Origin of the sequence: Bradyrhizobium betae, assembly GCF_004123905.1 — a bacterium.
In the GTDB taxonomy this organism is placed as follows: Bacteria; Pseudomonadota; Alphaproteobacteria; order Rhizobiales; family Xanthobacteraceae; genus Bradyrhizobium; species Bradyrhizobium betae_A.
The window spans coordinates 345,509-368,536 of the sequence record NZ_MZXW01000004.1; the positions used below are offsets into that span (position 1 = coordinate 345,509).

Annotated in this window: 18 protein-coding genes and 4 pseudogenes; 18 read left to right on the forward strand and 4 right to left on the reverse strand. The window is 57.8% G+C overall.

Annotated features, from left to right (window positions below):
• Positions 1–751: 751 nt before the first annotated feature.
• The 4 genes and pseudogenes from B5V03_RS01770 to B5V03_RS01785 all read left to right on the forward strand — a co-directional run.
• Positions 752–1,378 (forward strand): annotated as a pseudogene (locus B5V03_RS01770) (FAD-dependent monooxygenase); the annotation flags it as partial.
• 113 nt (positions 1,379–1,491) lie between these two features.
• Positions 1,492–1,779, forward strand: a pseudogene (locus B5V03_RS42990) (FAD-dependent monooxygenase); the annotation flags it as partial.
• 256 nt (positions 1,780–2,035) lie between these two features.
• Positions 2,036–3,163: pseudogene (locus tag B5V03_RS01780) on the forward strand (TrbI/VirB10 family protein); the annotation flags it as partial.
• A gap of 1 nt (position 3,164) precedes the next feature.
• Positions 3,165–3,410: a DUF2274 domain-containing protein gene (locus tag B5V03_RS01785; RefSeq protein ID WP_129267548.1), complete on the forward strand. Its 246-nt coding sequence runs from the start codon at positions 3,165–3,167 to the stop codon at positions 3,408–3,410.
• On the opposite strand, the gene B5V03_RS42890 is transcribed toward B5V03_RS01785, so the two are convergent.
• From B5V03_RS42890 to B5V03_RS01795, 3 genes are all read right to left on the reverse strand, one after another.
• On the reverse strand, positions 3,383–3,862 hold the full coding sequence (locus B5V03_RS42890) for a LysR family substrate-binding domain-containing protein (protein WP_349643383.1): 480 nt from the start codon (positions 3,860–3,862) through the stop codon (positions 3,383–3,385). The two genes, B5V03_RS01785 and B5V03_RS42890, sit on opposite strands and share 28 nt — an antisense overlap.
• On the reverse strand, positions 3,859–4,338 hold the full coding sequence (locus B5V03_RS42895) for a LysR family transcriptional regulator (protein WP_349643382.1): 480 nt from the start codon (positions 4,336–4,338) through the stop codon (positions 3,859–3,861). The genes B5V03_RS42890 and B5V03_RS42895 overlap by 4 nt, the downstream gene beginning before the upstream one ends.
• 261 nt (positions 4,339–4,599) lie before the next feature.
• Entirely contained in the window at positions 4,600–6,132 is a 1,533-nt protein-coding gene (locus B5V03_RS01795; RefSeq protein ID WP_129267549.1) for an amidase, read from the reverse strand.
• A 739-nt stretch (positions 6,133–6,871) separates the two neighbouring features.
• Between B5V03_RS01795 and B5V03_RS01800 the strand changes: the two genes are divergently transcribed.
• From B5V03_RS01800 to B5V03_RS01820, 5 genes are all read left to right on the forward strand, one after another.
• On the forward strand, positions 6,872–8,104 hold the full coding sequence (locus B5V03_RS01800) for an urea ABC transporter substrate-binding protein (RefSeq protein WP_129267550.1): 1,233 nt from the start codon (positions 6,872–6,874) through the stop codon (positions 8,102–8,104).
• A 130-nt stretch (positions 8,105–8,234) separates the two neighbouring features.
• The gene (locus B5V03_RS01805) at positions 8,235–9,101 is read left to right on the forward strand and encodes an ABC transporter permease subunit (RefSeq protein WP_129267551.1); all 867 of its coding nucleotides are present in this window, start codon (positions 8,235–8,237) and stop codon (positions 9,099–9,101) included.
• Positions 9,101–10,144 (forward strand): ABC transporter permease subunit, encoded by a 1,044-nt coding sequence (locus B5V03_RS01810; RefSeq protein WP_129267552.1) that lies wholly within the window; start codon positions 9,101–9,103, stop codon positions 10,142–10,144. The genes B5V03_RS01805 and B5V03_RS01810 overlap by 1 nt, the downstream gene beginning before the upstream one ends.
• Positions 10,145–10,194: 50 nt before the next feature.
• On the forward strand, positions 10,195–10,866 hold the full coding sequence (locus B5V03_RS01815) for an ATP-binding cassette domain-containing protein (RefSeq protein ID WP_129267684.1): 672 nt from the start codon (positions 10,195–10,197) through the stop codon (positions 10,864–10,866).
• Positions 10,866–11,570 carry an ABC transporter ATP-binding protein gene (locus tag B5V03_RS01820; protein WP_129267553.1) on the forward strand — a complete coding sequence of 235 codons (705 nt, stop codon included), beginning with the start codon at positions 10,866–10,868 and terminating at the stop codon, positions 11,568–11,570. Before B5V03_RS01815 ends, B5V03_RS01820 begins: the two co-directional genes overlap by 1 nt.
• A gap of 182 nt (positions 11,571–11,752) precedes the next feature.
• Here the strand turns inward: B5V03_RS01820 and B5V03_RS01825 are convergent, their stop codons facing one another.
• Positions 11,753–12,712, reverse strand: coding sequence for a helix-turn-helix domain-containing protein (locus B5V03_RS01825; protein ID WP_245502138.1), 960 nt, complete (start codon positions 12,710–12,712; stop codon positions 11,753–11,755).
• A gap of 163 nt (positions 12,713–12,875) precedes the next feature.
• On the opposite strand from B5V03_RS01825, the gene B5V03_RS01830 reads away from it, so the two are divergent.
• The 9 genes and pseudogenes from B5V03_RS01830 (at position 12,876) to B5V03_RS01870 (ending at position 23,024) form a co-directional block, all read left to right on the forward strand.
• On the forward strand, positions 12,876–13,271 hold the full coding sequence (locus tag B5V03_RS01830) for an isochorismatase family protein (protein WP_164987718.1): 396 nt from the start codon (positions 12,876–12,878) through the stop codon (positions 13,269–13,271).
• 342 nt (positions 13,272–13,613) lie between these two features.
• Positions 13,614–14,633, forward strand: a complete 1,020-nt coding sequence (locus tag B5V03_RS01835) for an alpha/beta fold hydrolase (protein WP_129267556.1) — start codon at positions 13,614–13,616, stop codon at positions 14,631–14,633.
• Between the two features lie 328 nt (positions 14,634–14,961).
• Positions 14,962–16,638 (forward strand): FAD-dependent monooxygenase, encoded by a 1,677-nt coding sequence (locus tag B5V03_RS01840; protein ID WP_206736108.1) that lies wholly within the window; start codon positions 14,962–14,964, stop codon positions 16,636–16,638.
• Positions 16,635–16,847 (forward strand): hypothetical protein, encoded by a 213-nt coding sequence (locus B5V03_RS01845; protein WP_129267558.1) that lies wholly within the window; start codon positions 16,635–16,637, stop codon positions 16,845–16,847. The genes B5V03_RS01840 and B5V03_RS01845 overlap by 4 nt, the downstream gene beginning before the upstream one ends.
• Positions 16,844–17,164 carry an ABC transporter permease subunit gene (locus B5V03_RS42170; RefSeq protein WP_129267559.1) on the forward strand — a complete coding sequence of 107 codons (321 nt, stop codon included), beginning with the start codon at positions 16,844–16,846 and terminating at the stop codon, positions 17,162–17,164. The genes B5V03_RS01845 and B5V03_RS42170 overlap by 4 nt, the downstream gene beginning before the upstream one ends.
• 583 nt (positions 17,165–17,747) lie before the next feature.
• Complete coding sequence (locus B5V03_RS01855) at positions 17,748–19,394, forward strand: amidohydrolase (RefSeq protein ID WP_129267560.1); 1,647 nt, start codon at positions 17,748–17,750, stop codon at positions 19,392–19,394.
• Positions 19,395–20,393 (forward strand): CobW family GTP-binding protein, encoded by a 999-nt coding sequence (locus B5V03_RS01860; protein ID WP_129267561.1) that lies wholly within the window; start codon positions 19,395–19,397, stop codon positions 20,391–20,393.
• A 174-nt stretch (positions 20,394–20,567) separates the two neighbouring features.
• Positions 20,568–20,846 (forward strand): annotated as a pseudogene (locus B5V03_RS01865) (amino acid permease); the annotation flags it as partial.
• 684 nt (positions 20,847–21,530) lie between these two features.
• The gene (locus B5V03_RS01870) at positions 21,531–23,024 is read left to right on the forward strand and encodes an amidase (RefSeq protein WP_129267563.1); all 1,494 of its coding nucleotides are present in this window, start codon (positions 21,531–21,533) and stop codon (positions 23,022–23,024) included.
• Positions 23,025–23,028 lie beyond the last annotated feature (4 nt).

Consider the following 23,028-nt stretch of genomic DNA (forward strand, 5'->3'; position numbering starts at 1 on the left):
CGTCGCGTCAGGGTTTCGCGACGGACGAGCGTGGCGGTCTTCGCTCAAGATGGTTGTCACTTCGGCCGATTGGGTCGCTCGGGAGCGCCCCGCGAACATGTGGAAAATCAGAACCACCGAACGACCCAGATGTTCTGCGCATATTTCAGCTCAAGCCGTCGTCTGCCAACATCCTCAGCGGGCGAGTTTCCACAGGACTTAGTGGGCAGAAGGTTGAGCTACCAGCTGTCGGGCGAGCCGGCTCAGAACGTCCGCTGAATGGCGGCATCGCCCCGGAAGTCGGATCGGACAAATCCGCGGTCGGTCGGCCGCAGCGTGACCAATCGCCATTAAGAAGGTCAGAGCCGTTGCAAGGCTTCGCGACAGGCAGGGCCGGCTGTATTCGCATAAACGCCCTTCCGGCCCGGCCCATTCACTAGAATAGCGGACCGGGATGTAATGATGCTTTCCACCTTTTCCTGCCGCCGCGCCCCCATCACGTGTTCGGCGGCGCTGATCCGAAGCATGACACGCCCTCTCTGAGGGGATGGCTACCTACATTTGATTCTTCGGCTGCGTCTAGTTGGTCACGCTGTAAAAGCAGCGGCGCGGGGATGATGCAGAATCTTCGGAACTCGGACCGCAATTTGCTGATTTCAAACTTTTGTTCGTCACCTGTGCATGGGACGGACGCGATCCAAGTCCACCAGTAGCTAAGCTCTGAGGCTGTCGTCGGTCGAAACTAACTGCCAAATTAGAAAGGCGGGCGTTAATGGATAATCAGCTGTCGCTTGATCAGATCCGCGAACTCATCAAGCCGATTTCGGGACCCGACGGGCGCGGAACCAAAGATGCCGATGTCTTGGTCGTTGGTGCGGGGCCGGTCGGCCTGACGGTCGTTAACATTCTCGGCTCGCTCGGGATTTCCACAATCTTGCTGGAGCGGAATGAACTGACGTCGGACTTGCCCAAAGCACTCGTGATCGACGACGAATATCTCCGTCTTCTTGATAACCTGGAGTTGCTCGGCGACATGGAAGAGCACCTATCGCCGCCTTTTGGAATTTTCTTTTATTCTGTGCGGGGCAAGCCGGTGGTGAAGGTCAACCCCTTCTTGACATCGAATGGATTTGGCAACCGCGCGGGATTGATGCAGCCAGTCTTCGAGAAGAAGCTGCTGCATGGCGCGCAGCGCTTTCCCTGCGTCGATCTGCAGTACCGGTCTACTGTCGCAGGCCTAGATCAGGATGAGAATGGCGTCAGGTTGAAGGTCTTTCGTGCCGGGCGAGAACATCGAGTGACGGGACGATTTGTACTCGCCTGTGATGGCGCGCGAAGTTTCATCCGCTCGGCTGTCAGCATTTCTTTCGCCGGAAATCGCATTGATCAGCCTCATTTGGTGGTCGACCTCGCCGAGTTTCCCGACCGGTCCCCCTTCTCGCGTTTTTTTGCAATCCTGAGCGGCCGTTCAACAGCGTGCCTACGCCATATGGCGGGCGAAGGCTGGAGTTCATGCTCAACCCCGGCGAAGATCATCGCAAGATTGCCACGGCGGACAGCATCCGTGATCTCGTGGACAGACATACTCCGTACAAAGGAACACCCCTCAAAATCATCCGGTCGGTGGTCTATGGATTTTCGGAGCGCATCGCCGAGCGAATGGGATCGAAACGGGTCTTCTTGCTCGGCGACGCAGCACACGTCATGCCGCCGTTCGGCGCGCAGGCCATGAACACGGGCGCTCGCGATGCCAACAACATTTGCTGGAAGATTGCGGCGGTACTGCAAGGGAGGCTCAACCCCACGATCCTTGAGACTTACGAGACAGAAAGAAGGCCGCAGGTTGAGGCGATTATTCGATATTCGGTGATGGTCGGAAGAATGGCAAACATTCGCAACCGCATTATTGCTGCGGCGAGGGACGCCGTCTTACAGACATTGAACCTTATCCCCGCGATCCAGCGCTTCTTTGCGGAGATGCGCTATATGCCCCGACCATGGATTAAAGCCGGCTTCATGGTGCGGTCCAGGCGGCAGGAACTCGTTGTTGGGCGGACATGTCCGCGTTCGGTTGTCGCGGAAGGTTCTGGCGGGAGGGAGCGCGGTTGCCTTGCTTGTCATCAGCGGAGCTGTGCTGTGGTCGTTGCAAACCAGCCGCTCCCGAAACCAGGCGGCTGATGAGCTCTATAGCACCGACCATCACAATGTCGCCGACGGCATCACGACGCTGCCGAAGGATTACGCAGGCGTTCCGCGCCAGGCGATCCCGGAACTCGGTCCGCCGCTCCCTGGAGACCTTGGCCGACCGATCCTTGCTGCACAGGGCCTGTCGCCAACGATCGGCGGCACGGCTCCAGATGCTGAACAGCAGCGCCGGGATCAGGAAACCGAAGCAGCCCGCGTAAGCCACGTGTTTGCTTCTACCAATGGGAGAGAAGTGCGTCCCCCTGCTGGTGCGGCTCAGGGGGGCGACCGCAATGCTTCATCGATCTCGACCACCAATAACGACGAAGGATCCGCACAGAGTGGTCAGGACAAGAAGCTCGCCTTCGTCAACGCATCCGTGGATCGCCGCACAGTAAGCCCCGACCGCATCACCAGGCCGGCTTCACCGTATATCGTGCAGGCTGGAACGGTCATTTCGGGAGCCCTGATCACCGGGATTCGATCGGACCTTCCAGGCCAGATCACCGCGCAGGTAACAGAAAACGTTTTCGATTCGCCGACCGGGCGCCTTCTGCTTATCCCGCAAGGGGCGCGCTTGATCGGGGTCTACGACAGCCAGGTTGCGTTCGGTCAGTCACGCGTGCTGTTGGTCTGGACCCGCCTTATCATGCCGAGCGGCCATTCGATCGTTCTCGAGCGGCAGCCGGGTGCAGACGCGGCAGGATATGCCGGCCTCGAAGATGAAGTCGACAACCATTGGGGCGAATTGCTCAAAGCTGCTGCACTGTCGACGCTGCTTGCTGTCGGCACCGAACTCGGCGCGGGCTCCGACACCAACAGCAACGACAGTGCGATCATCCAGGCCTTGCGGCACGGGGCAGGGGATTCACTGAATCAAACCGGCCAGCAGGTTGTTCGTCGTAGCCTCAATATTCAGCCGACGTTGACCATCCGTCCGGGACTTCCCGTCCGTGTTATCGTCAATCGCGATCTCGTTCTCGAGCCGTACAGAGGGTGAAATGACCAAGCTCAAGATTGGGACGCTTCCAGACGAGAGACCAGTCAAGGTCAGCATCGAATTGCCGGCTTCCGTGCATCGAGATTTGCTGGCCTACGCGAAAGCCGTTGCAGGCGAATCCGGCCAACCCATCAGCGATCCGGGCAAGCTTGTCGCGCCTATGCTCGCGCGGTTCATGGCTACGGATCGCGGATTCTCGAAGCTAAGACGAGTAGCAGTTCATTCGGGAGACGTTGGCGACCGATAGCGTTCCGACAATAGCTCGAGGAAACCGTCCAAGGCCGGGTTTTCGTTTGCGGCGCGCCAGTGTGCGGAGAAGTCTATTCGGCTTGATCCCGTTCCGTCTCGAAGCTCACGATATACAAGTCCGGCGAAACTTGCTCCCGTGTCGGATTCCATTACGAGACTGATTCCAAGCTCCATGCTGATGAGACTCTTGATAATGCTTCGGCTTACATCGTGCAGGTCGACCCGTGGTCGGTCGACCGAAGATATGAGCTTCGATATCATTAGATCCTCGAGCTCTCGACTGGGATCATGTTGACTTAGTAGAACAGTCTCGCCACGCAGATCCGTCCAATGGATCACTGCGCGCGCCGCCAACGGATGACGTTCGGGCAAGGAGACAAGTATCCGCTCGCTCCAGAGTTTGAGAGTTTTGTTCCCGGACGACGGAGCGTCCCCCGTGACGACAACTATGTCGAGTGTACCATTCGAAGGGCGTTCATCAGACGGGAGCGCGGCCGCTCAACCGTTGCCAGGTCAATGTGCGGAAAACGTCTCTTGAAGTCGAGCAAGGTAGCCCGCAGATTTCCGGTGGAAATAGATGTACAGAATCCCACCGAGATACGGCCGGCCTCACCCCGACCATTAGACCTCCCTGTTGCAACAAGTGCGTCGACCTGTTCCAGGACGACCCTCGCTATTCTCAGGACGCTCTTCCCGGCGAGTGTGGATCTCACTCCTCCACTCGAGCGTTCGAATATAGTGGCTCCAATCAAATGCTCTAGCTGACCGATGGAGCGGCTCAGCAAGGAGTGTCGAACGGAAAGCAGGTCCGCCGCTCGCCTGAAACTTCCGCAGTCACTAGCGGCAACCGCAAATCGCAGCTGCTGCAAGTCTACCGTGAGCGTCCTTCCGGCAGGTTGCTTGTCGCTTGTTTCGTCGATCGCCATTATTTCCGACACTCGGTAACTTGACCGGATCCTTGCGCGTCTCCGCTCAGCAAGGACGTTGCCTTCAGGCAGCAGACGACAGGCTTAGCATCATCGATCGACGGCGATTGCTACGTAAGAGCCAACGCAAAATCATGCCTCCGCAAACCTCACCCGAAAAGCTTCGGATATTCTGACCGAAAAGCCGTTCGCCAGAATTTCGATTTTGTATGAGCACCTCGGTGATACGCGACCACCGGGGTGCTCGATTGTACGTTTGTATCAGCGTTTTCCGCTCGGACCCATCGATTGCCAATTGCCAGCGCGCTCAAACGCGTCCGCTGCGCGGTATACCGTCGATTCCCGCCAATGCTTGCCGACGAGCATCAAGCCGATCGGACGGTTACCTTCGCCGAGGCCGCACGGGATCGAAATGGCGGGGTGGTGCGTAACGTTAAACGGGCTCGTGTTCGTAATTTGCTCCCAGCAGTGCTGCATCATCTGTTCCAGGGGGGCATCGGGGGGCGGAATCTTGGAAGCCATCATCCTGGTCGTCGGCATGAGCAACAAGTCATACGAGCCAAGCGCCTTGTCGTATGCAGCACGCAGCCGTCGGCGAAGATTTTGCGCTTTGTAGTAGAAATAGCCCTGATAGTATTTGTCGGTGTAGGCGCCGAGCAGCATACCGACCTTTACCGTGTCGGGCAGTTCGTTGGCCCGATCGCGAAGCGAGCCCAGTCGACCAGCAAGCGAGATTGGATAAACGCCTTCGGTGTGACGGGGCAGGGGACTCGTGATCATTCCATGGTACGTGCCCTCGAGGGCAATCGCGGCCCAGATGGGTACCCCGGTCAGGTGCCAAGGTATCGAGATTTCATCGACGCGGGCTCCAAGGCTTTCAAGCTTCTTTGCCGCCGCCTGCACTCCAGCGTCGACGTCTGGATGCGAGTCGTATTGACCAAATCCTTCCTTAACCACGCCAATCTTCATACCCGCGATGCCTTGGCCGATCGCCTTGGTGTAGCTTTCCATCTCAAGGTCGCTTTGCCGCGAATCGTAACCGTCCTTGCCGGCCAGGACCTCCAGAAAGAGCGCATTCTCGGCAACCGTTGCCGTGAGCGGTCCGGCGTGATCGATCGTCGGGTCCATGCCCATAATGCCAGTGTAAGGGACAAGGCCCCAGGTCGGCTTGATACCCACTACGCCCGAGAGGGAGGCCGGAATACGGATTGAGCCTGCTTGATCGCCGCCCATAGCCATATCGACCTCGCCAAGCGCAACCAAGGCGCCGGAGCCCGTCGAAGATCCACCTGCGGTGTGTCCCCAAGCGCGAGGATTGTGAACCGGGCCAGATGTGCTGGTGGCTGCGCCGCCCGAGAACGAAAAGTATTCGCAAGTCGATTTGCCAATAACTTCGGCGCCGGCGTCGAGAAGTCGCGTAATCACCGGTGCGTCGAACTCCGGCACATAACCTTCCAATACGGATGCCCCATTGGTGAGCGGGACGCCCGCGAGAGAATAGGTGTCCTTGATTGCAACCTTTTTACCGGCAAGTGGTCCGCTTGTCGCACCCTTGATGTTCACCTTGGCAATCCAGGCGCCGTGCTTGTTTTCATCGCCTTCTGGCCGGTAGTAATGTCCGCGCGGATATTTGATCGGCGGTACGTCATCCGGCAAAGCGGCAATCTGTCGATAACCGTCGGCAAAGGGAGCGATGTAATTTATGAAGGCCTCGGCGTAGCTGTTGGTGATATCCATCCCCATGCCGTCGCCCAGTTTCCGGATTTGCTCGATGGAAGGAATTTTGAAGGACATTACGTTCTCTCTATCGTGAGTGGTGGAAGCATTTTGGCGGTCCTACCACATGAGCGAACCCTATCTCGCGGAGAAGCCTAACAGCAGAGAACATCCGGAAATCTAGGGTCTGCCTCAGGGCAGCTGACGATATTCGGCGCTCCGCTAGTTCACAGTTGAAACCAGTCGCACTTCGATTGTGAACGTCACATACTGGAAGCCTCATTGCTTGACTGGCATTGCCTTTCAGTTGTCTCTGTCGGCCAATACGCTGTCCATCAGTGATGCTCTGAAGTGCCGTTGTATTGATCGTTGCGCTGTGCAGGCGATGTATATTCGTAACAATGGGACTCTGATCGTTGATGCCACGCGAGGCTCCCGATCACTAGAGCGCAGTCCCGGCCGCCGATTTCTCCCAAGCGGCGCGTCTTGGCACGCCAACCAACATTTCCGCATTGGTCACGGAAATTAGATTGGAATTTCATGCCGCGCGTGGAGCCATAACTTGGGCGCGGCGCCGTGTGCTATGCGCATAGTTTACGACTAGCTCGCCACGAGTGTAATGGCATCTGCCACACTGTTTTTTGGCTGCGATTGCAAATTCAGATTCGTGATTGGCAAGATTGGACAGATAAAAATCGACCAAATTGGCAAACACAGCCTAACACCTGGCAGTTTGAGGCAAGCAGTAGAGTAGATAACTGCGTAAATTTTAATCGAGCGGCCAGTTGTGAATAGCAGGCGGGGGAGAATTGTTGCGATGATTATGAATCGTAGAGCTCTGTTGAAAGGTGGAACGGCTGCGACAGTGTTCGCGCCCGCGTTGTTGCGCCAAGCCGTAGCGGCCGGTGACCCGATCGTGGTAGGCAGCATGTATGACCTTTCAGGAGGTCTCGAAGCGTACGGGAAGTCAATGTTCGATGCCCTGAATTTCGCGGTTGGCGAGATGAACGCGGCTGGCGGACTTCTTGGCCGCGAAGTTAAAGTCGTCAGCTTCGACACCCAATCCAACATGCAGCTCTACGCGCAATATGCGCAGGAGGCCGCCCTCAAGCACAAGGTTGCCGTGGTGCATGGGGGCATTACCTCCGCATCGCGCGAGATTATTCGACCGGTACTCGGTAAATACAAAACTCTCTACTTCTACGAAACGCCGTATGAGGGCGGTGTTTGCGATCGCAATGTCTTCGCAGATGGCACGACCCCCGGGCACAATACCGAAGTTCTCGTGGATCATGCCGTGAAAACATGGGGCAAAAAGGGTTACGTTCTGGCTGCGGACTACAACTATGGTCAGATCACCTCGGAGTGGGTGAAGAAGTACGCCAAGGAGCGGGGTGGCGATGTTATCGGTACGGAATTTTTTCCGATCGATGCGACCAATTTCGGAAGCACGATCTCCAAAATCCAGGCGGCGAAGCCCGACTGGATTTTGACCGTCTTGGTCGGCGGTGGCCCGATCTCGTTCTATCGGCAGTTCAATGCGGCTGGCTTGTCCGGAAAAATCCCGATCGCGTCGACGACGTTTGGAGCTGGAAATGAGCAGATGGTGCTCACGCCCGAGGAATCAAACGGCATCGTCGTGGCGTACAACTACCTGCAAGACATCGACAGTTTGGCGAACAAGGAGTTTCTGACTCGCTTCCGCGCGAAATTCGGAGCGGATTACCCGCCGGTGACCGACTTGACGATGTCAAGCTATATCGGGCTCTTGCTGTGGGCCGCCGGTGTGAAGAAGGCCGGCACGATTGACCGCGACAAGGTGATTGAGGCGCTTGAAAGCGGGATCACCGTCGACGGGCCGAGCGGAAAGGTGTCGATCGATCCGCAAACTCACCACTGTATCTTCGACGTTCACTTGGCGAAGTTCAAGGACAAGAAGACCGTTATTCTCAACACGTTCCCGCAGCGGAAGCCGATCGACACAGCCATGGTATGCGACCTGAAGAAGAATCCTCGCGATGCGAAGCAGTACGTAATATCCGTCAAGTAGGGCGCGTTGGGATTTGAGTTTTTGCAGCCCGGATGGCCTGATCAAAAAGGCTTGCCGGGCCGCATCAATTTGGACGTTTTAAGAAGCCTGCGCTCGCACGACGTGTCGTGCCGATTTTGGAGATACGTAGTTGGATCTAGCCATCCTCGTTGGGATTGATTTCGTTAACGGCGTCGCGACGTTGGCTCTGATGAGCATCGGTCTTGCCGTCGTCTTCGGCATGATGCGTATCATCAATCTTGCTCACGGAGAGTTTATGGTCATGGGGAGCTATAGTGCCGCTGTCGCTTACCACCATAACGTGAATATCTGGGTCGCCATCTTGATTGTTCCGCCGATCGCTGTCGCTGTTATCGGTGCAATTATTGAGCGCGTCATTATTCGCCGTCTTTATGGCCGGATGGTAGAAACGATGTTGGCGACTTGGGGTCTTAGCCTTTTCATCGTGGGCATCCTAACGACAATTTTCGGCAGTCATACCGAAGGCGTCCCGGCGCCCCTGTCCGGGATCAAGGTCGGTAACTATCAAACAAGTGGCTACAGCCTCTTCGTGATCCTCATGTCGGTCGTCACGATCGTCGGCGTCTATGTCGTTTTGCGTGCGACGCGTCTAGGGCTGTTGGCCAGGGGAACGATGCAAAACGCCGAGATGGCTGCGGCGCTTGGCGTTGACACCTCACGGATCTACGCAACCACATTTGCATTCGGTGCCGGGCTGGCCGGACTGGCTGGAGGCATACTCGCGCCTATATCCGGTGTCTTTCCGAGCATTGGTGGATCCTACATCGGCCGTGCTTTCATCACCGTCATTGGCGGAGGGCCGGCGCCTCTGGTCGGCACGGTCACAGCTTCCGCGATGTTCGGTTTCGTCAATCAACTTGCTACATTTTTATCCAACCCGGTCTACGGGGAGGTGGCACTGCTTGTTGCCGCGGTTATCTTGATCCGTCTGTTGCCGAATGGGATCACCGGCCGCTATTTCCGACGGGCACTCTGATGCACCCGTTTGTTCGCTCGAATGCTTCCTTAATCGCCGTCGGCGTCATCGGGATCGCGCTACTAGTTGGCTTGCCTCTCGCGCTTGAACTATTCACACTCCTGCGGGTCACATTGTTTGTGATCTTCGCGATTCTCGCCTTGAGCTTGGCTTTTATCTGGGGCTATGGCGGAATTCTTTGCTTTGGACATTCTGCTTTCTTCGGATTGGGGGCCTACGCCTACGCCGTAAGTGTCATTAATGTGGGAGATAGCACTCTGCCGATTGTCATTGCGATGGCATTGCCGGCGTTGCTGGCGGCCGCGCTGGGATATTTCATGTTTTACGCGCGTATCAGCGACGTCTACGTCGGTGTTATCACGCTGACGGTAACCCTGATTTTCTATAACGTCGTCAATTCGACTGCGGGACCGCAATACCGGATCGGCGACGTGCATCTCGGTGGCTTTAATGGAATACCGAACGTTCCCTCGCTCAACGTTCCGTTCGATCCAAATGCAGTGCTGGGTCCGCAAGATATGTTTTGGGTTTGCATGGTCGCGCTTATGCTTGTCTATTTTGGGCTGCGAATGCTTCTCCGCATGCGGTTCGGAAGGGTCCTGATTGCGGTGAGAGAGAATGAGAGTCGGGTCGAATTCCTCGGATACGACGCGCGCCTCCACAAGCTGATCGCGTTTTCGATTGGCGGCGCTATTGCGGGTCTTGCGGGCTGCCTGTTCACGGCATGGGGTGGTTTTATCAGTCCTACGGCGTTCAGTGTGGTTCAGTCTGCCCAGATCATCATTTGGCTGATGGTCGGAGGAGTTGGGACGTTGATAGGCCCAATGATCGGCGCTGCATTGATCTCCTGGTTGACAGCCAGCCTCGGCTCGCAGCAGACCGTCGATGCGAATGTTGTTCTTGGTACCGTGCTGCTGGCTTTTGTGCTGCTTGTTCCCAAGGGAATTGCGCCCATCGTAACGGACCAGCTTATGCCCTGGTTTCTTTCGATGTGTCGATCGAAACCCTCGGTCGCGAGCGTCTCGCGAAAGGACAAGACGTGAGCACCCCTCCACTGATTGAGACGATTGGGTTGATCAAGCATTTTGGCGGTATGCAGGCAATTCGCGGTGTCGATTTTTCACTCGCGGAAGGTGAGATTCGCTGTCTGATCGGACCGAACGGAGCAGGTAAGAGTACTTTCTTTAAGCTTCTCACGGGCCAGATCAAGCCGACGAGCGGATCTGTGCGTTTCCGGGGCACGGACCTCACCATGTTGCAAGCGCATGAAATTGCTCGCCTTGGCATTGGCATCAAGACCCAGCAACCCAGCGTCTTCAACGGCCTATCCGTGCAGGAAAATCTCTGGATTGCCGCGGCGCGCCACAAGAAGGGAAAGGCTATCGGGCAATCGGTCGAAGCCCAGGTCGAGCGATTTTCGCTTGGCGGTTTTGTGAACAGCCTGGCGGGCCAGCTCGCGCACGGCCAGCGTCAATGGCTAGAGTTGGGGGTGGTGCTGTGTGGCGATCCGGAATTGATCTTGCTGGATGAGCCTGCAGCCGGCATGACCGAGGAGGAACGTGTGCGAACGGCGGCGCTCATTCTTGAGATCAACCGGCAGCATCCAATAATTGTGGTTGAGCACGATATGTCTTTCATTCGCAGCATCGCGCAGCGCATTACCGTGTTCAATCAAGGGATGATTCTCACCGAAGGGGGAGCGGAGGAAGTATTTAGCAATCAGGCGGTCCGTGACGTTTATCTCGGCAAACGGGCGGCAGCGTGATGCTCAACGTCGACAATATTTACGCTGGCTATGGTCGTATCCCGGTCCTTTCGGGAATTAGCTTCACAGTTACAGATCATCAAGTCGTTGGTGTTCTCGGACACAACGGGATGGGTAAGACGACCCTCCTCAAGACGTTGATCGGACAGATATCGCTGACAAGCGGCGCAATCCGGTTTGACGAAGCGGATATGAGCCGTAAATCGTCCTTTCTTCGTGCTCGGGCTGGTATCGGTTACGTGCCGCAAGGTCGCTCTATTTTTCCCAATCTGACGGTCCTTGACAATTTGCGGATGGGCTTTGTTCCGGCCAGTGGTTATCCGGAAGAGCAAGCCATCAAGGGTATCCTGGCTCAATTTCCTCGCCTAGATTCGATTATCGATCGCGCCGGCGGAGCGTTGTCTGGCGGCGAACAGCAGATACTGGCGCTTGCACGCTGCCTGTGCGGGCGCCCCAAGTTGCTGTTGCTCGATGAGCCGACGGAAGGAATTCAACCCTCAATCGTAGACGAAATCTTGGAAATTTTGATCCGGCTGCATCGCGACCATGGGTTGGCCATCATTGTTGTCGAGCAAAACCTCGAATTCATTCGACGCTTGTCCGATCGCGTCTTAGTCATCGAAAAGGGGGTGATCACAGGAGAGATATCTCCTTTGGCGCTGGAAGAAACCCCCGAGCTTGGAGGATATGTCTCTACCGAATGAATGGGCCCTCAGCCGCTCGGGGTTTCTTGTGGAACTCGAAGCAGCTCAAATGCATCGACCACCAGACTTGGATGGTTCTCCAGATTCCGCTGAATTCAATGAGGAGGCACTGTGAACACAGCGCCTCCAATCGGCCGAATGCGTTCGGCATAGGTGACGCGCACATTAGATCAACGTGACGATCATGACGTCTGACGACGCGAGCTAGGGCTGCGGGCGAGGTTCTGCGGTGATTGACCAAATGCCGCCTTGAAGGCGCGACTAAAATGCGAGGAATCGCTGAAGCCAAAGTTGAACGCAGCGTCCGTTACGTAGATTACGTGCCCTTCCGCCAGCGCCTTGAAGCTTGCCGCAAGCCGCTGCTGCCATAGCCAACGGATCGGTGTTGTACCTTCGAGAGCGAACAGACGATTAAGCGTGCGGGACGACATATTTTGAGCATTGGCGATCGTGTCGAGGTCGAGCCGGGAATCGTGGAGGTTCGCGCTGATATAGCGCTTGGCCTGAATTAGCCGTCTCGACTGTCTCGATGCCTCATAGGTCGTATCCATGAGTTCGGCTTCAAACGTTGTTGCCAAGATATCGAGCGCCGATGCGCCGATGCGTTTGGCCACCTCGTCGTTTGGTTCCTCCAGCGCTACCAATTGATTCAAAACCGTCCAAGTCAGTGCTCCGAGTCTCGTATCGCTGGAGATACGGCGAGCTACCAGCTTGCTCGCCGTAGGCAGGCGCGAGATCACTAATGGGCGTGGAATGGTTATCAGGATGGCGCGGTGCTGCGGTCCAAACGCCAAGGCGAAAGGTTGGGTCTGGTCGTGGAGGACGAGATCGCCGGGCCGCATCCGCACTTCGAGGCCGTTCTGCGCAAAGACCGCGCCGCCTTCCAGGTTCAGCCATAACTGAAAGTCGTCCCGGTAATCCTTTCGAATATGCGCCGGCGTCCGAGTCACCTCGATCAATTCGTCGTTGGGCGTCGAGCAGGAGATATCGCTGAGAACAAGCGCGCCAAACTCCCTGATCGACACGAGCGCGCGAAAGTTCTGATGTGCGACCGGCTTACAATCCGTCACCGAGTAGTTTCGGCAGGTGACCTGGTGGTAGTGGTCGAAGCCGTCGCCCGGCTTGACTGGGGTAGAGATCATTAAGGTACGCATCGGACAATGCCCCAGCAAGATTGGCAGAGATAATCACAAGCAATTTGCATTCCAGTTGCGTGTTCGACGCCCACCACCCGTGTAGAGGGCAGCACAGGCTAACACCGAACCCAACCTGTTGCAAAGATGTATGGCAAGACGAGCCTACCTCTTGGCGACCTTGGTCAAGCGCCTTGATCAGGGCGCGTGTTACCGTTTTGACGACACAGCCAGAGATCCTGAGATGCCGAACATCGAGCCGAGCCGGACAGCGGTCCTCGTGGTCGACATGCAAAACGACTATGTGACTGCGGGCGCGAAACTTCGATTGACCCAGGCGGTTCGCAACGTTCCTAAGCTTGCCAGCACGCTGAAGATACGCCGCGGTAGGGCGAACCGGGTAATCCACACTGAACAAGTAGACCGCCGCGACGGAAGCGACGTGGACCTTTTTGACGATCTCTACCTGCCGATCGAAGACGGCAGCTCCTTTATCGACAATGCGTTGGGCGCGGATGCTTACCCGGACCCCACGCTGGTGCCGTGCGCGGTGCGTGCGAGTGCATAGAACGTGGGCAGCTTGTCCTACTTCTGGGCCAGCCGACATATCTCACCGACCACATGCAGTTGATTGGCACATGTGAAGCGGAAGGGGGGCGGCGCATTTAGGTGAGGCTTAACGCGGGCATGAAGGAACGAACGGGGTTCGGTGGCGAAGAAAGGACGCGACGGTTTATGAGAGGCGGGAATTGGGCGAGGGCGACAACGAGCCGATTACTAAGGCGATGCCGGGACTTTGCTGGTGAGCCAGCCCACTCGTCGTCTCTTAGTACCCTGCAATCACATTGAGTAACTGGGCTGTAGCATCTGCCATTCCAGGGCTATCCCCTCAGAGAATAAGGACACGTCGATGGCTCTTGATTACGAGGTCTACGATCTTGGTAACGTCGCGCTACAGCGTGGGGCGACGATCCGGGACTGCAAGATGGCTTACAAAACATATGGGACGCTCAATCCGGGCCAGGACAACGTAATTGTGTACCCGACCTGGTTTTCAGGCCAGCATTATGAGAACGAATGGTTGATTGGAGCCGGAAAGGCGCTCGACCCCACAAAATATTTCATCATTATTCCGAACATGTTGTGCAACGGACTGTCGTCGTCGCCAAGCAACACGCCCGAGCCTTACAATGGGCCCCGGTTTCCGCAGGTAACGATCTACGACAATGTGCGCGCTCAGCACCGCTTGCTCACCGAGAAATTTGGTATCAAACGCATCCGAATGGTGGCTGGCTGGTCGATGGCGGGGCTTCAGGCCTTCCATTGGGGCGCGCTTTATCCGGACATGGTGGACGTTCTCGCTCCTTTTTGCGGTGCAGCAAGGTGCTCGCGTCACAACTTTGTTTTCCTGGAGGGCGTCAAGGCGGCGCTCACTGCCGATGCCGTCTGGATGGAAGGCTGGTACACCGATAAGCCTGCGCGCGGTCTTCGTGCGGCAGCGCGGGTCTTCGCCGGCTGGGGTCTTTCTCAGTCCTTCTATCGCGAGCAACTCGACGCCAAGGCGTTAGGTTTCTCCTCGCTTGAGGATTTTCTGGTCGGGTTCTGGGAGGGGATCATCTTGCCAAGGGATGCCAACAATCTACTGGCCATGCTTTGGACTTGGCAGAATGGCGACATCAGCGACAACGAGATTTACAAAGGTGATTTTAAGGCGGCGCTACGCGCGATCAAGGCCAAGACCTATATCATGCCGAGCAAAACCGATCTTTACTTTACGCCTGAGGACAGCGAGATCGAGGCAGCCAACATGCCGAACGCAAAGTTTATCCCAATTCCTTCCGTGTGGGGCCACTTTGCTGGAGGTCCGGGATTGAATCCCGAGGACGGCGCATTCCTGGACAGTAAGTTAAAGGAGCTGCTCGCGTCGTAGATTCCAGACGAAAATCCGACTTGTTTGAACATGCTCCACAAATCTAGTCGGTGCAAATCAAGGACCTTAAAGGTAGAAGAAACGGGCACAGTTGGGTCGACGGCAATAGTTTGCCGCGATGTGTCTTTTGGGATCCGTGGAAACGCCTGGCTACACCCCGTCTCCGACAGATCATAACGGTGCCGACGAACGCAGCCAGGTGATGGTCCGGATTGAAAATGGCGGCTGGCGCTACGTCGAGCCCAAATGATCCCCGACCAATCCTAGACGATAAAAGGTGTTTGCAGTGGAAAGCACAGTTCCCAATTTTGTGCATACGACACATCCTGTGACCGTTCCGCCGCTGGCAAATGGCCGGGAAATCGCACGGCGGCCGGTGCTGATAGCCGGTGGCGGTCCTGTGGGCCTGGCGGTCGCGCTTGCGCTCGCAAGCCGCGGGATTGCCGTACTCGTCGTCGAGGCGGATCAAACGGTATGCGCCGGCAGCCGAGCCATCTGTCTGTCCCGGCGCACGCTCGAAATCCTTGAACGTTTGGGCGCTCTTACGCCGTTCCAGGAAAAAGGCCTGCCTTGGACGGGTGGACGAAGTTTCCACCGGTCCGATGAAGTATTTCACTTCACCATGCCGAACGACAGGGATCAGCGGCTCGCGCCGATGACGAATTTGCAGCAATACTATATCGAGCAATTCCTGCTCGATGCCGTTGCCAAACGCGATCCTAATCTTCTCGAAGTGAGGTGGGGGACGCGCGTCGACGGCCTGCATCAGGGCCGCGATGGTGTGGTCGTCGAACTGGCCACCGATACGGTCTCGTATGCGACCGAATGCGACTTCCTGGTCGCATGCGACGGGGCGCGAAGTCGGGTGCGACAAGCCGTCGGACTCCGGATGAACGGTACGTCGTACGAGGGCCGATACGTCATCGTCGATATCGAGATCGATCTCGATCTTCCCACCGAGCGGTTGGCTTGGTTCGATCCGCCCAGCAATCCTGGTCGCACCATGCTGATGCACAAGCAGCCGGACAATATCTGGCGGCTCGACTATCAGCTTCATCCGACGGAAGATTCGGAGGAGATGATCCGCGAAGACAAGGTGACGCCCGTCGTTGCCGCGCATCTTGAGATGATGGGAATTGACCGCCCGTGGCGACTGATCTGGACCAGCATGTACCGCGCGGCTGCAGTGTCTCTGGATAGCTACCGAAGCGATCGCGTTGTTTTTGCCGGGGATGCGGCTCATCTGGTTCCCATCTTCGGAGTTAGAGGACTGAACAGCGGCTTTGACGATGCCTTCAATCTCGGTTGGAAGCTTGCGAGCGTCATCGCGGGATGTTCGCCCGACACGATTCTCGACACTTACAGCGAGGAACGTCGGCGCGCCTGGGAAGTAAACGTGACTAGTGCAATGAAGAGCACCGAATTCATGGCGCCGCCATCGCGCGGCTACGAGTTGATGCGAGACGCGGTGCTCTCGTTGGCCAAGGATCATCCCGCGATCGCGACGCTGATCGATCCCCGCCAATCCGCCCCGATCGCCTATGAAGGGTCGCGTTTGAACACCGTCACGCGCGACGAAGGCTCGTTCAAAACCGGGCCTCGACCGGGCTCACCTCCCTTGGAGTGCCCGCTCATCGTCGACGGGAAGAAACGCTACCTTACCAGCGTTCTCGGCAGCGATTTCACGCTGGTTTGGAGTGGCGAAGGTGATGCGCCGTCGATGGTAACGAACGAACTGCATTGCGCGATCAATCTGGGCCTATCTGTCATTCTGCTTACGATCGGAGCAGCCAGGCTCCTGTCCGGGACCGCCGGTCAATTGCAGACCTTGCACGCGGAGGTCGTCGAAGGGCGTTTCACGGAACTATATGATGCGGCACCTTCTGCCGTGTATCTGTTCAGGCCGGACGGGCATGTCTGCGCGCGCTGGCGCATCATGCGACCGGGCGATCTATCCAACGCAATTGATACCGCGCTTGGCTGCGGAAAGGCCGAACTTTCATGAGCGTCTGGAGCCGGGATGAGCGCGAACGCGCTTACACGAACCTTTGTGATGCCGTGACGGCGGCTGGCGAAGACAAGGAGTCGCTCTTCCTTGCGCGTCTTTGCCTTTTGCTGATGGAAGAGCTTGGCGACGCCGAAAAGTTCGAAGCAATACTCGCACAAGCCCAACTCCAAAGTGGCAAAGGTCTCAGTCGGAGCGCTTCGGAATGAACGGCAACATAGCGCCGCTTCTGATTCAGGATGGCCTTACCGTCGGCGCTATTTATGCACTCCTGGCCGTGGCCCTCGTTCTGGTTTTTACGGTCACGAGAATCATCTTCATTCCACAGGGTGAATTCGTTTCGTTCGGTGCCCTGACGCTCGCCGCATTGCAGACGGGGCAGGTGCCCAAGACGATATGGCTTCTGATCGCTCTCGCCTGTCTGGTCGCGGTTCGAGATTCCATTCGCTGCATTCGCTGCATTCGCTCAGGAGAGGGATTGCGTGCGGCGCGCGGCATTCTCGTGAATGCCTTGGCACGAGGCTGAGCACCGAACGGTAGTCGCTGGCGATGGTGTGCCTGATATTCGGCATCACGGCGGCCAGTTCGCAAAAGGTCTCGCGGCCATCGGCGGTGGTGAGACACAGCCCGCCCTCGATCGCGACATAGACATTGCTATCGATCTCATGGAAGGAGCAGCTAGGTCGGCGCGAATACTAGCGGAAAATGACAACCCGAGCGGCTGCTAAGCACGGAACCAGATCGACGAGGAGGCCGTGGTGGCTGATCCAGCAGAGGCTTCTCGCGTCGAAGGCAATGAAGTCGCGTGACTCCTTCTGAGTTTCATTGGTCGTTCCTGTAACCGATCCGGTTCCGGCCAGCAGGGCGGGTATGCCGCTCCGCAATTTCGGGGCTGGCCAGCTGGTCGTCGTTTCACCGACCGAAGTCATTCCGGATCGGCGCTTCTGCACCGGCAACGCGCTTCCTGTACCGAGACGATATCCCCTGTTTGGGAGATGACAGGCCAGGGATCGCGGGGAGAACATTTGCCCGTCCTTGCAGAAAGTTACCAAGAGCATCCGCTGCAGACTTCGCGCTAGCATTCTGACTACGACCGAAAAGAGGGGCACATGACGACGACCGTCTATCACAACGCAAACCTTTTGACCTGCGATCAATCCGGCAACCGCGCGTCCGCGATGGCCGTTTTAGATGGTCGCATTACAGCAATCGGAAATGATGGGACAGTCATGGCGGCGGCGGGTGCTGGTGCCGAGTCCATCGATCTAGCAGGTAAAACGATCATGCCGGGTCTGATCGATGTTCACAATCATCATGCGATTGCAGGTCGCGCCATTCTGTACGAAGTGGTATTTCCTCCAAGTCTCGACTTTGACGGAATATTGGCTGCGGTTCGAAGCGCGTGCGAAACGATGACTGGCGAGCGATGGGCCGTTGGTGGCAACTTCGGAAGCCATCATCTCGAACGGATCGACACGCTCGATGCGCTGCGTCAACTTGACGACGCCAGCTCGGGCCGGCCAGTATCGCTACGCGATGACTCCTATCATAATCGCTGGTGCAACACGGCGGCCATGCAAGCGGCTGGCATCGATTCGACCACACTGGTCCCCGGGCAGGGCAAGATTTCGACAGATCCGTCGACGGGCAGGGCTACGGGACTGTTGGTGGAGGCGGCCACCGCCCTGGTCGACGCGGTCTCCGAAGAGGCGAATTATGGCGATCCGGCGATCAATCAGAAGGCGGCGGCGCACGCCATTGGCGTATTGAATTCCTACGGCGTGACCGCATTCCAGGACGCCATGACCTTCCATGGAATGCTTGCTAATCTCGCCGATCTCGATCTTAAGGGTGAGCTAAAGGCGTGGGTGGTCGCTACCCTTCCGGCGCACGCGGTCATGTATCTCCCGGGCCCGATGGGTACCGACCTTTTCAAGGTCAAGGAGCAATTCCGGACGCGTCACGTGCGACCGGACTTCGCCAAGTTCTTCCTCGACGGGGTTCCGATGACCCGGACGTCGGCGATGCTGGAACCTTATCGTCCCAGCGCAGCGTTTGGTTGCTGTTATCGCGGCGGAACAACCCTGACCTTACCGCAATTCGCAAAGATGGTTGCCGAGTGTGAGCGGCATGGCTTAGCGGTCAAAGTTCATTGCACCGGCGATGGATCGGTGCGGTTGGCGCTTGACGGATTCGATATCGTTCGCGACTTCGAGGGGCCAAGCGATCTGCGTCACCAGATCGCTCATGCTGTTTTTGTTGATCCGGAGGATATCAAGCGAATGGCCGCCCTTCAGGTGACGGCCGACCTGTCGCCAGTGCTCTGGTATCCGGCTATCTTCGAGCAAGCGATCCGTGCTGCTGTTCCGGACAAGCTGGTCGACAGGATGGCGCCAATCCGTGACCTTGTCGAAGCTGGGGTGTCTATTGCCGGAGGCTCGGACTGGCCGGTTGCGCCCACCCCAGATCTTTGGGACGGCCTCGAAGGTATGGTGACGAGGAGAAATCCCAGCGGCGGTTATGACGGACAGCTGGGCCCCGAACAGGCGATTGACGTTCAAACTGCCATACGGGCCTACACCTTGGGCTCGGCCGAGGTCATGGGCCTCGACGCCGAGACGGGTTCACTGGAAGTTGGAAAGTCAGCTGATTTCATTATCATCGACAGAGACGTCACGAAGATCGCGTCCAACCAGATAGCCCAGACCAAGGTACTCAGTACCTGGTTCGAAGGGGCCAAGGTCTACGAGCGCTAGATGGCAACCGCCAATCGTGCTCCGGTAACGCTGTTGACCGGATTCCTCGGTAGCGGGAAGACCACGCTGCTCAACCGTCTGGTTCGTCAGCCCTCGTTTGCGGACTGTGTCGTCATAGTTAATGAGTTTGGCGAGATCGGGCTCGACAATCTTCTGATCGAGCACGTCGAGGAATCGATGCGCATCCTCAATAACGGGTGCATATGCTGCACCGTACGGGGCGACCTCGTCGACACGCTGGTCGACCTTGCGCAGCGCAGGGCGCAGGGCATGTTGAGTTTCTCTCGGGCTGTCATCGAGACCACGGGTCTAGCGGACCCTGCGCCCATCCTTCACAGCCTGACAGTGGACCCTTCGCTGACGCCGGATTGGGTACTCGAAAGTGTGGTGACGACGGTCGATGCAGTCAACGGAAATGCCACTCTCTCGGCACACTCGCAGGCTGCCCGGCAGGTCGGCGTAGCCGATCTCCTCGTGGTCACCAAAACCGATCTGACCGATGGGGCCACGGCCGTCAGGCTGCGAACGAGGCTTGCGGCGATCAATCCGCAAGCGGAAATAGCTAGCCCAACTGACAACGACCTGGCTCGTCGACTATCGGAGACATCTCTCGCGGCGGCCTGGAGGCCTATCCACGGGGCTCATCATCAACATACTCATGAGCATGATACTAACGGATTGATCGCTCACAGCGTTGTTTTCGATGAGCCTGTTGATGAAGCGGCCTTTCTGGACTGGGTCGATCTGCTCGCGGCGATGAAGGGCGAGAATCTGCTGCGCGTGAAGGGAATCGTCGCCGTCGCGAGCGATCCGAGCCGCCCGAGAATCATCCAGGCCGTGCAGCACGTTGTCCATCCGGTAACGGTCATGGCGCGATGGCCTTCAGAGGACCGCCGCACGCGGATCGTGTTCATTGTGCAGGGGATCGACCCATCGGTGATCGATCGAACTTTCAAACGCTATGGGGTCGGTTCGAAATCCAGCGCGGCAACGGCTTAGCGGGTCCGGCGAGGAGGTCGCCGCCGAGCGTCGGTCAATTGCCCCAGCTATAGGCCTGGGTGGGCCGTGTGGTTCGATGTGATTGGAGTTTCTTGTTCTTTGAAGGCCGCTCGCTCTCAAAACAAGATAGCTGTTGCGACAGCAACTATCTTCTAAGAACGGAAGTGAAGAGAAATGGCAGACGTGGTCGAAACTGCAACAGGTATTCTGCCGGCTGGCGGCTCATTGAAGGCCAGCGCACTTGGTGTCGGAGCGATCACCTTCTTTGTAATTTCGGCGGCCGCGCCACTCGCGGCTACGGCGGGTGTCTTTCCGGTCGCCATGTTATTGGGCAACGGCGTTGGCATTCCGGCAGCCCTTTGTGTCGCCGTTGTCCTGCTGTTATGCTTTTCTGCCGGTTACACGGCGATGGCTCGGCACGTCACCAATGCCGGAGGCTTCTACGCCTTTACCACAATCCGCAACCCGGCAGGGGGCTGATGCAAACCAAGATATTGCCGTTAGTTGCCGGGGTGGCATTCATGATTGTCGCGGCATTTGCGGTTGTCCATTTCGACGTCTTGACCGGAGCATCTTCGACGCTTTCAGCTACGCTGCCGCTAACGATTGTGGTCGCGGGGGTCTTGGGCGCTTTGCGCTCGTTGTGGTTGCGGCGGCGAGATCCAAGCCGGTTTGCGAACCTCGGACGCAATCGGGCTCAGTAGTAGACACGCATCGTTGGCGACCTTGAGGGGCTCTTTCCAAGTCTCCATCGGCTGAGGAAATCGCGAGGCAAGTCTGACGACGTCGGGCGCGTGCGTCTTCGCCTATCGGCAGGTAGTGGGTCGCCAATATTGTCGCCGCCATGGGCGGTATCGCGGCAGCTTCGCCGGGAGCAGCGTCCCGGCGGCAACGTCTGGTATGCTCGCGTTCTTGGCGCGGCTCTACGCTCGCACGTCCGACCGGGAGTCCCAAGCGCAAGCTAGCGATGGCCAGCGGAGCGGCGCCACGCGCGAGCTTCCGTAGGTCCTGGTACCAACGACCGAAATGACATTAGCCGGGCGGTCATCCCCAATTTGGTGGATGACAGACCTGATATGCGCAGCAATCCTTTGCCCTGCGATGGTCGCAATTCGCAGTCCCTCACTAGGGAAACCCATGTCGAAAAGCACGCAAGACGCCTCCTCAGCCCTCCCGCGACAGTTCCAATCAGCGACGAAGTGGTTGGCCGAGCTGCGCGACCGTCGCATCGGCGCGGTCGAGTTGCTGCAGTTGCACCTCAAGCAGATCGAAAAGCACAACCCGAGACTGAATCTTGTCGTCGCGCAGGATATCGAGGGCGCGCTCGCAGCCGCGCGTCAGGCCGACAACAAGAAGTCGGACCTGCCGCCGCTGCACGGGTTGCCTATGACCGTAAAGGACAGTTTCGAAGCAACGGGGATGCCCACGACCTGCGGGTTTCCCTTTCTAGCCGATCACCGGCCTACGCATGATGCCGACGCGGTCGCGCAATTGAAGAACGCGGGCGCGATCGTGTTCGGAAAGACCAACCTGCCGACCGGTGCGGGCGACCACCAGTCTTTCAATCCGCTTTTCGGCACCAGCCGGAATCCATGGGACACCTCGAAATGTGTCGGGGGATCCTCGGGCGGCTCCGCGGCGGCCCTCGCTTCCGGCATGACCCCGCTGGAACTGGGCAGCGACATAGCGGGCTCGATCCGCGTGCCTGCACATTTCTGCGGGGTCTACGGTCACAAGCCGAGCTTCGGGATCGTGTCGATACGCGGCCACATCCCGCCGCTGCCTGGCGGGGATGCCTTTGTCGACATGGGGGTCGCCGGCCCGTTGGCCCGCAGCGCCGAAGATCTTGAACTTGCCCTCGACGTGCTCGTCGGTGCGGGGGATTCCGCCTCGAAGGCGTGGAGCGTGGCGATCCCCCAGAGCCGGCATGAAAGGCTCGACGGCTTCCGGGTCGCCGCCTGGATCGACGATGGCTATGCCCTTGACGACGGCTGTCGGGCTCAGTTGCACGACTATATCGACGCCCTGCGAGAGGCCGGCGCGCGCGTGACGATTGGCGCCAGGCCCGAGATTGACCTATCGGAAGCCTTTGAGACGTTCTTCGTCACCCTCAACGCGGTGATAGCGGCCATGTCACCACAAGACATGATGGAGGCGGTACACGCCAAGGCAAAGGAACGCGCCGAAGCCGGAGATCCCTATGCGGCCATCATCGAGCGCAGCGTCCAGATGTCTCATAGCGAGTTCGTTGGCTGGTCGAGACAGCGCGTGAAGCTGATGGCGGCTTGGGCGCGCTTTTTCGAAAGCTACGATGTGCTGCTGTGCCCGGCCAACACCACCACGGCATTCGATCACGATCATTCTCACGCGGAGCTTGGGCAGCTGGCCGCCACGATGCGAAAGATCTCGGCGGGAGGATCGGAAAGGCCTTATGCCGACCAATTCCAGTGGTCCTCCATGGCTGCCGCCGCCGACCTCCCGGCCACGGCGATTCCAACCGGCCGCTTCGTGGACGGGCTTCCGGTCGGGCTTCAGGTCATCGGTCCCGCGTTGGAAGACCGGACGCCCATCCGCTTCGCGCAGCTCGTCGAGAAGCAGCTGGGGGGCTTTGTGAGGCCAAGCTCGATATGACGCG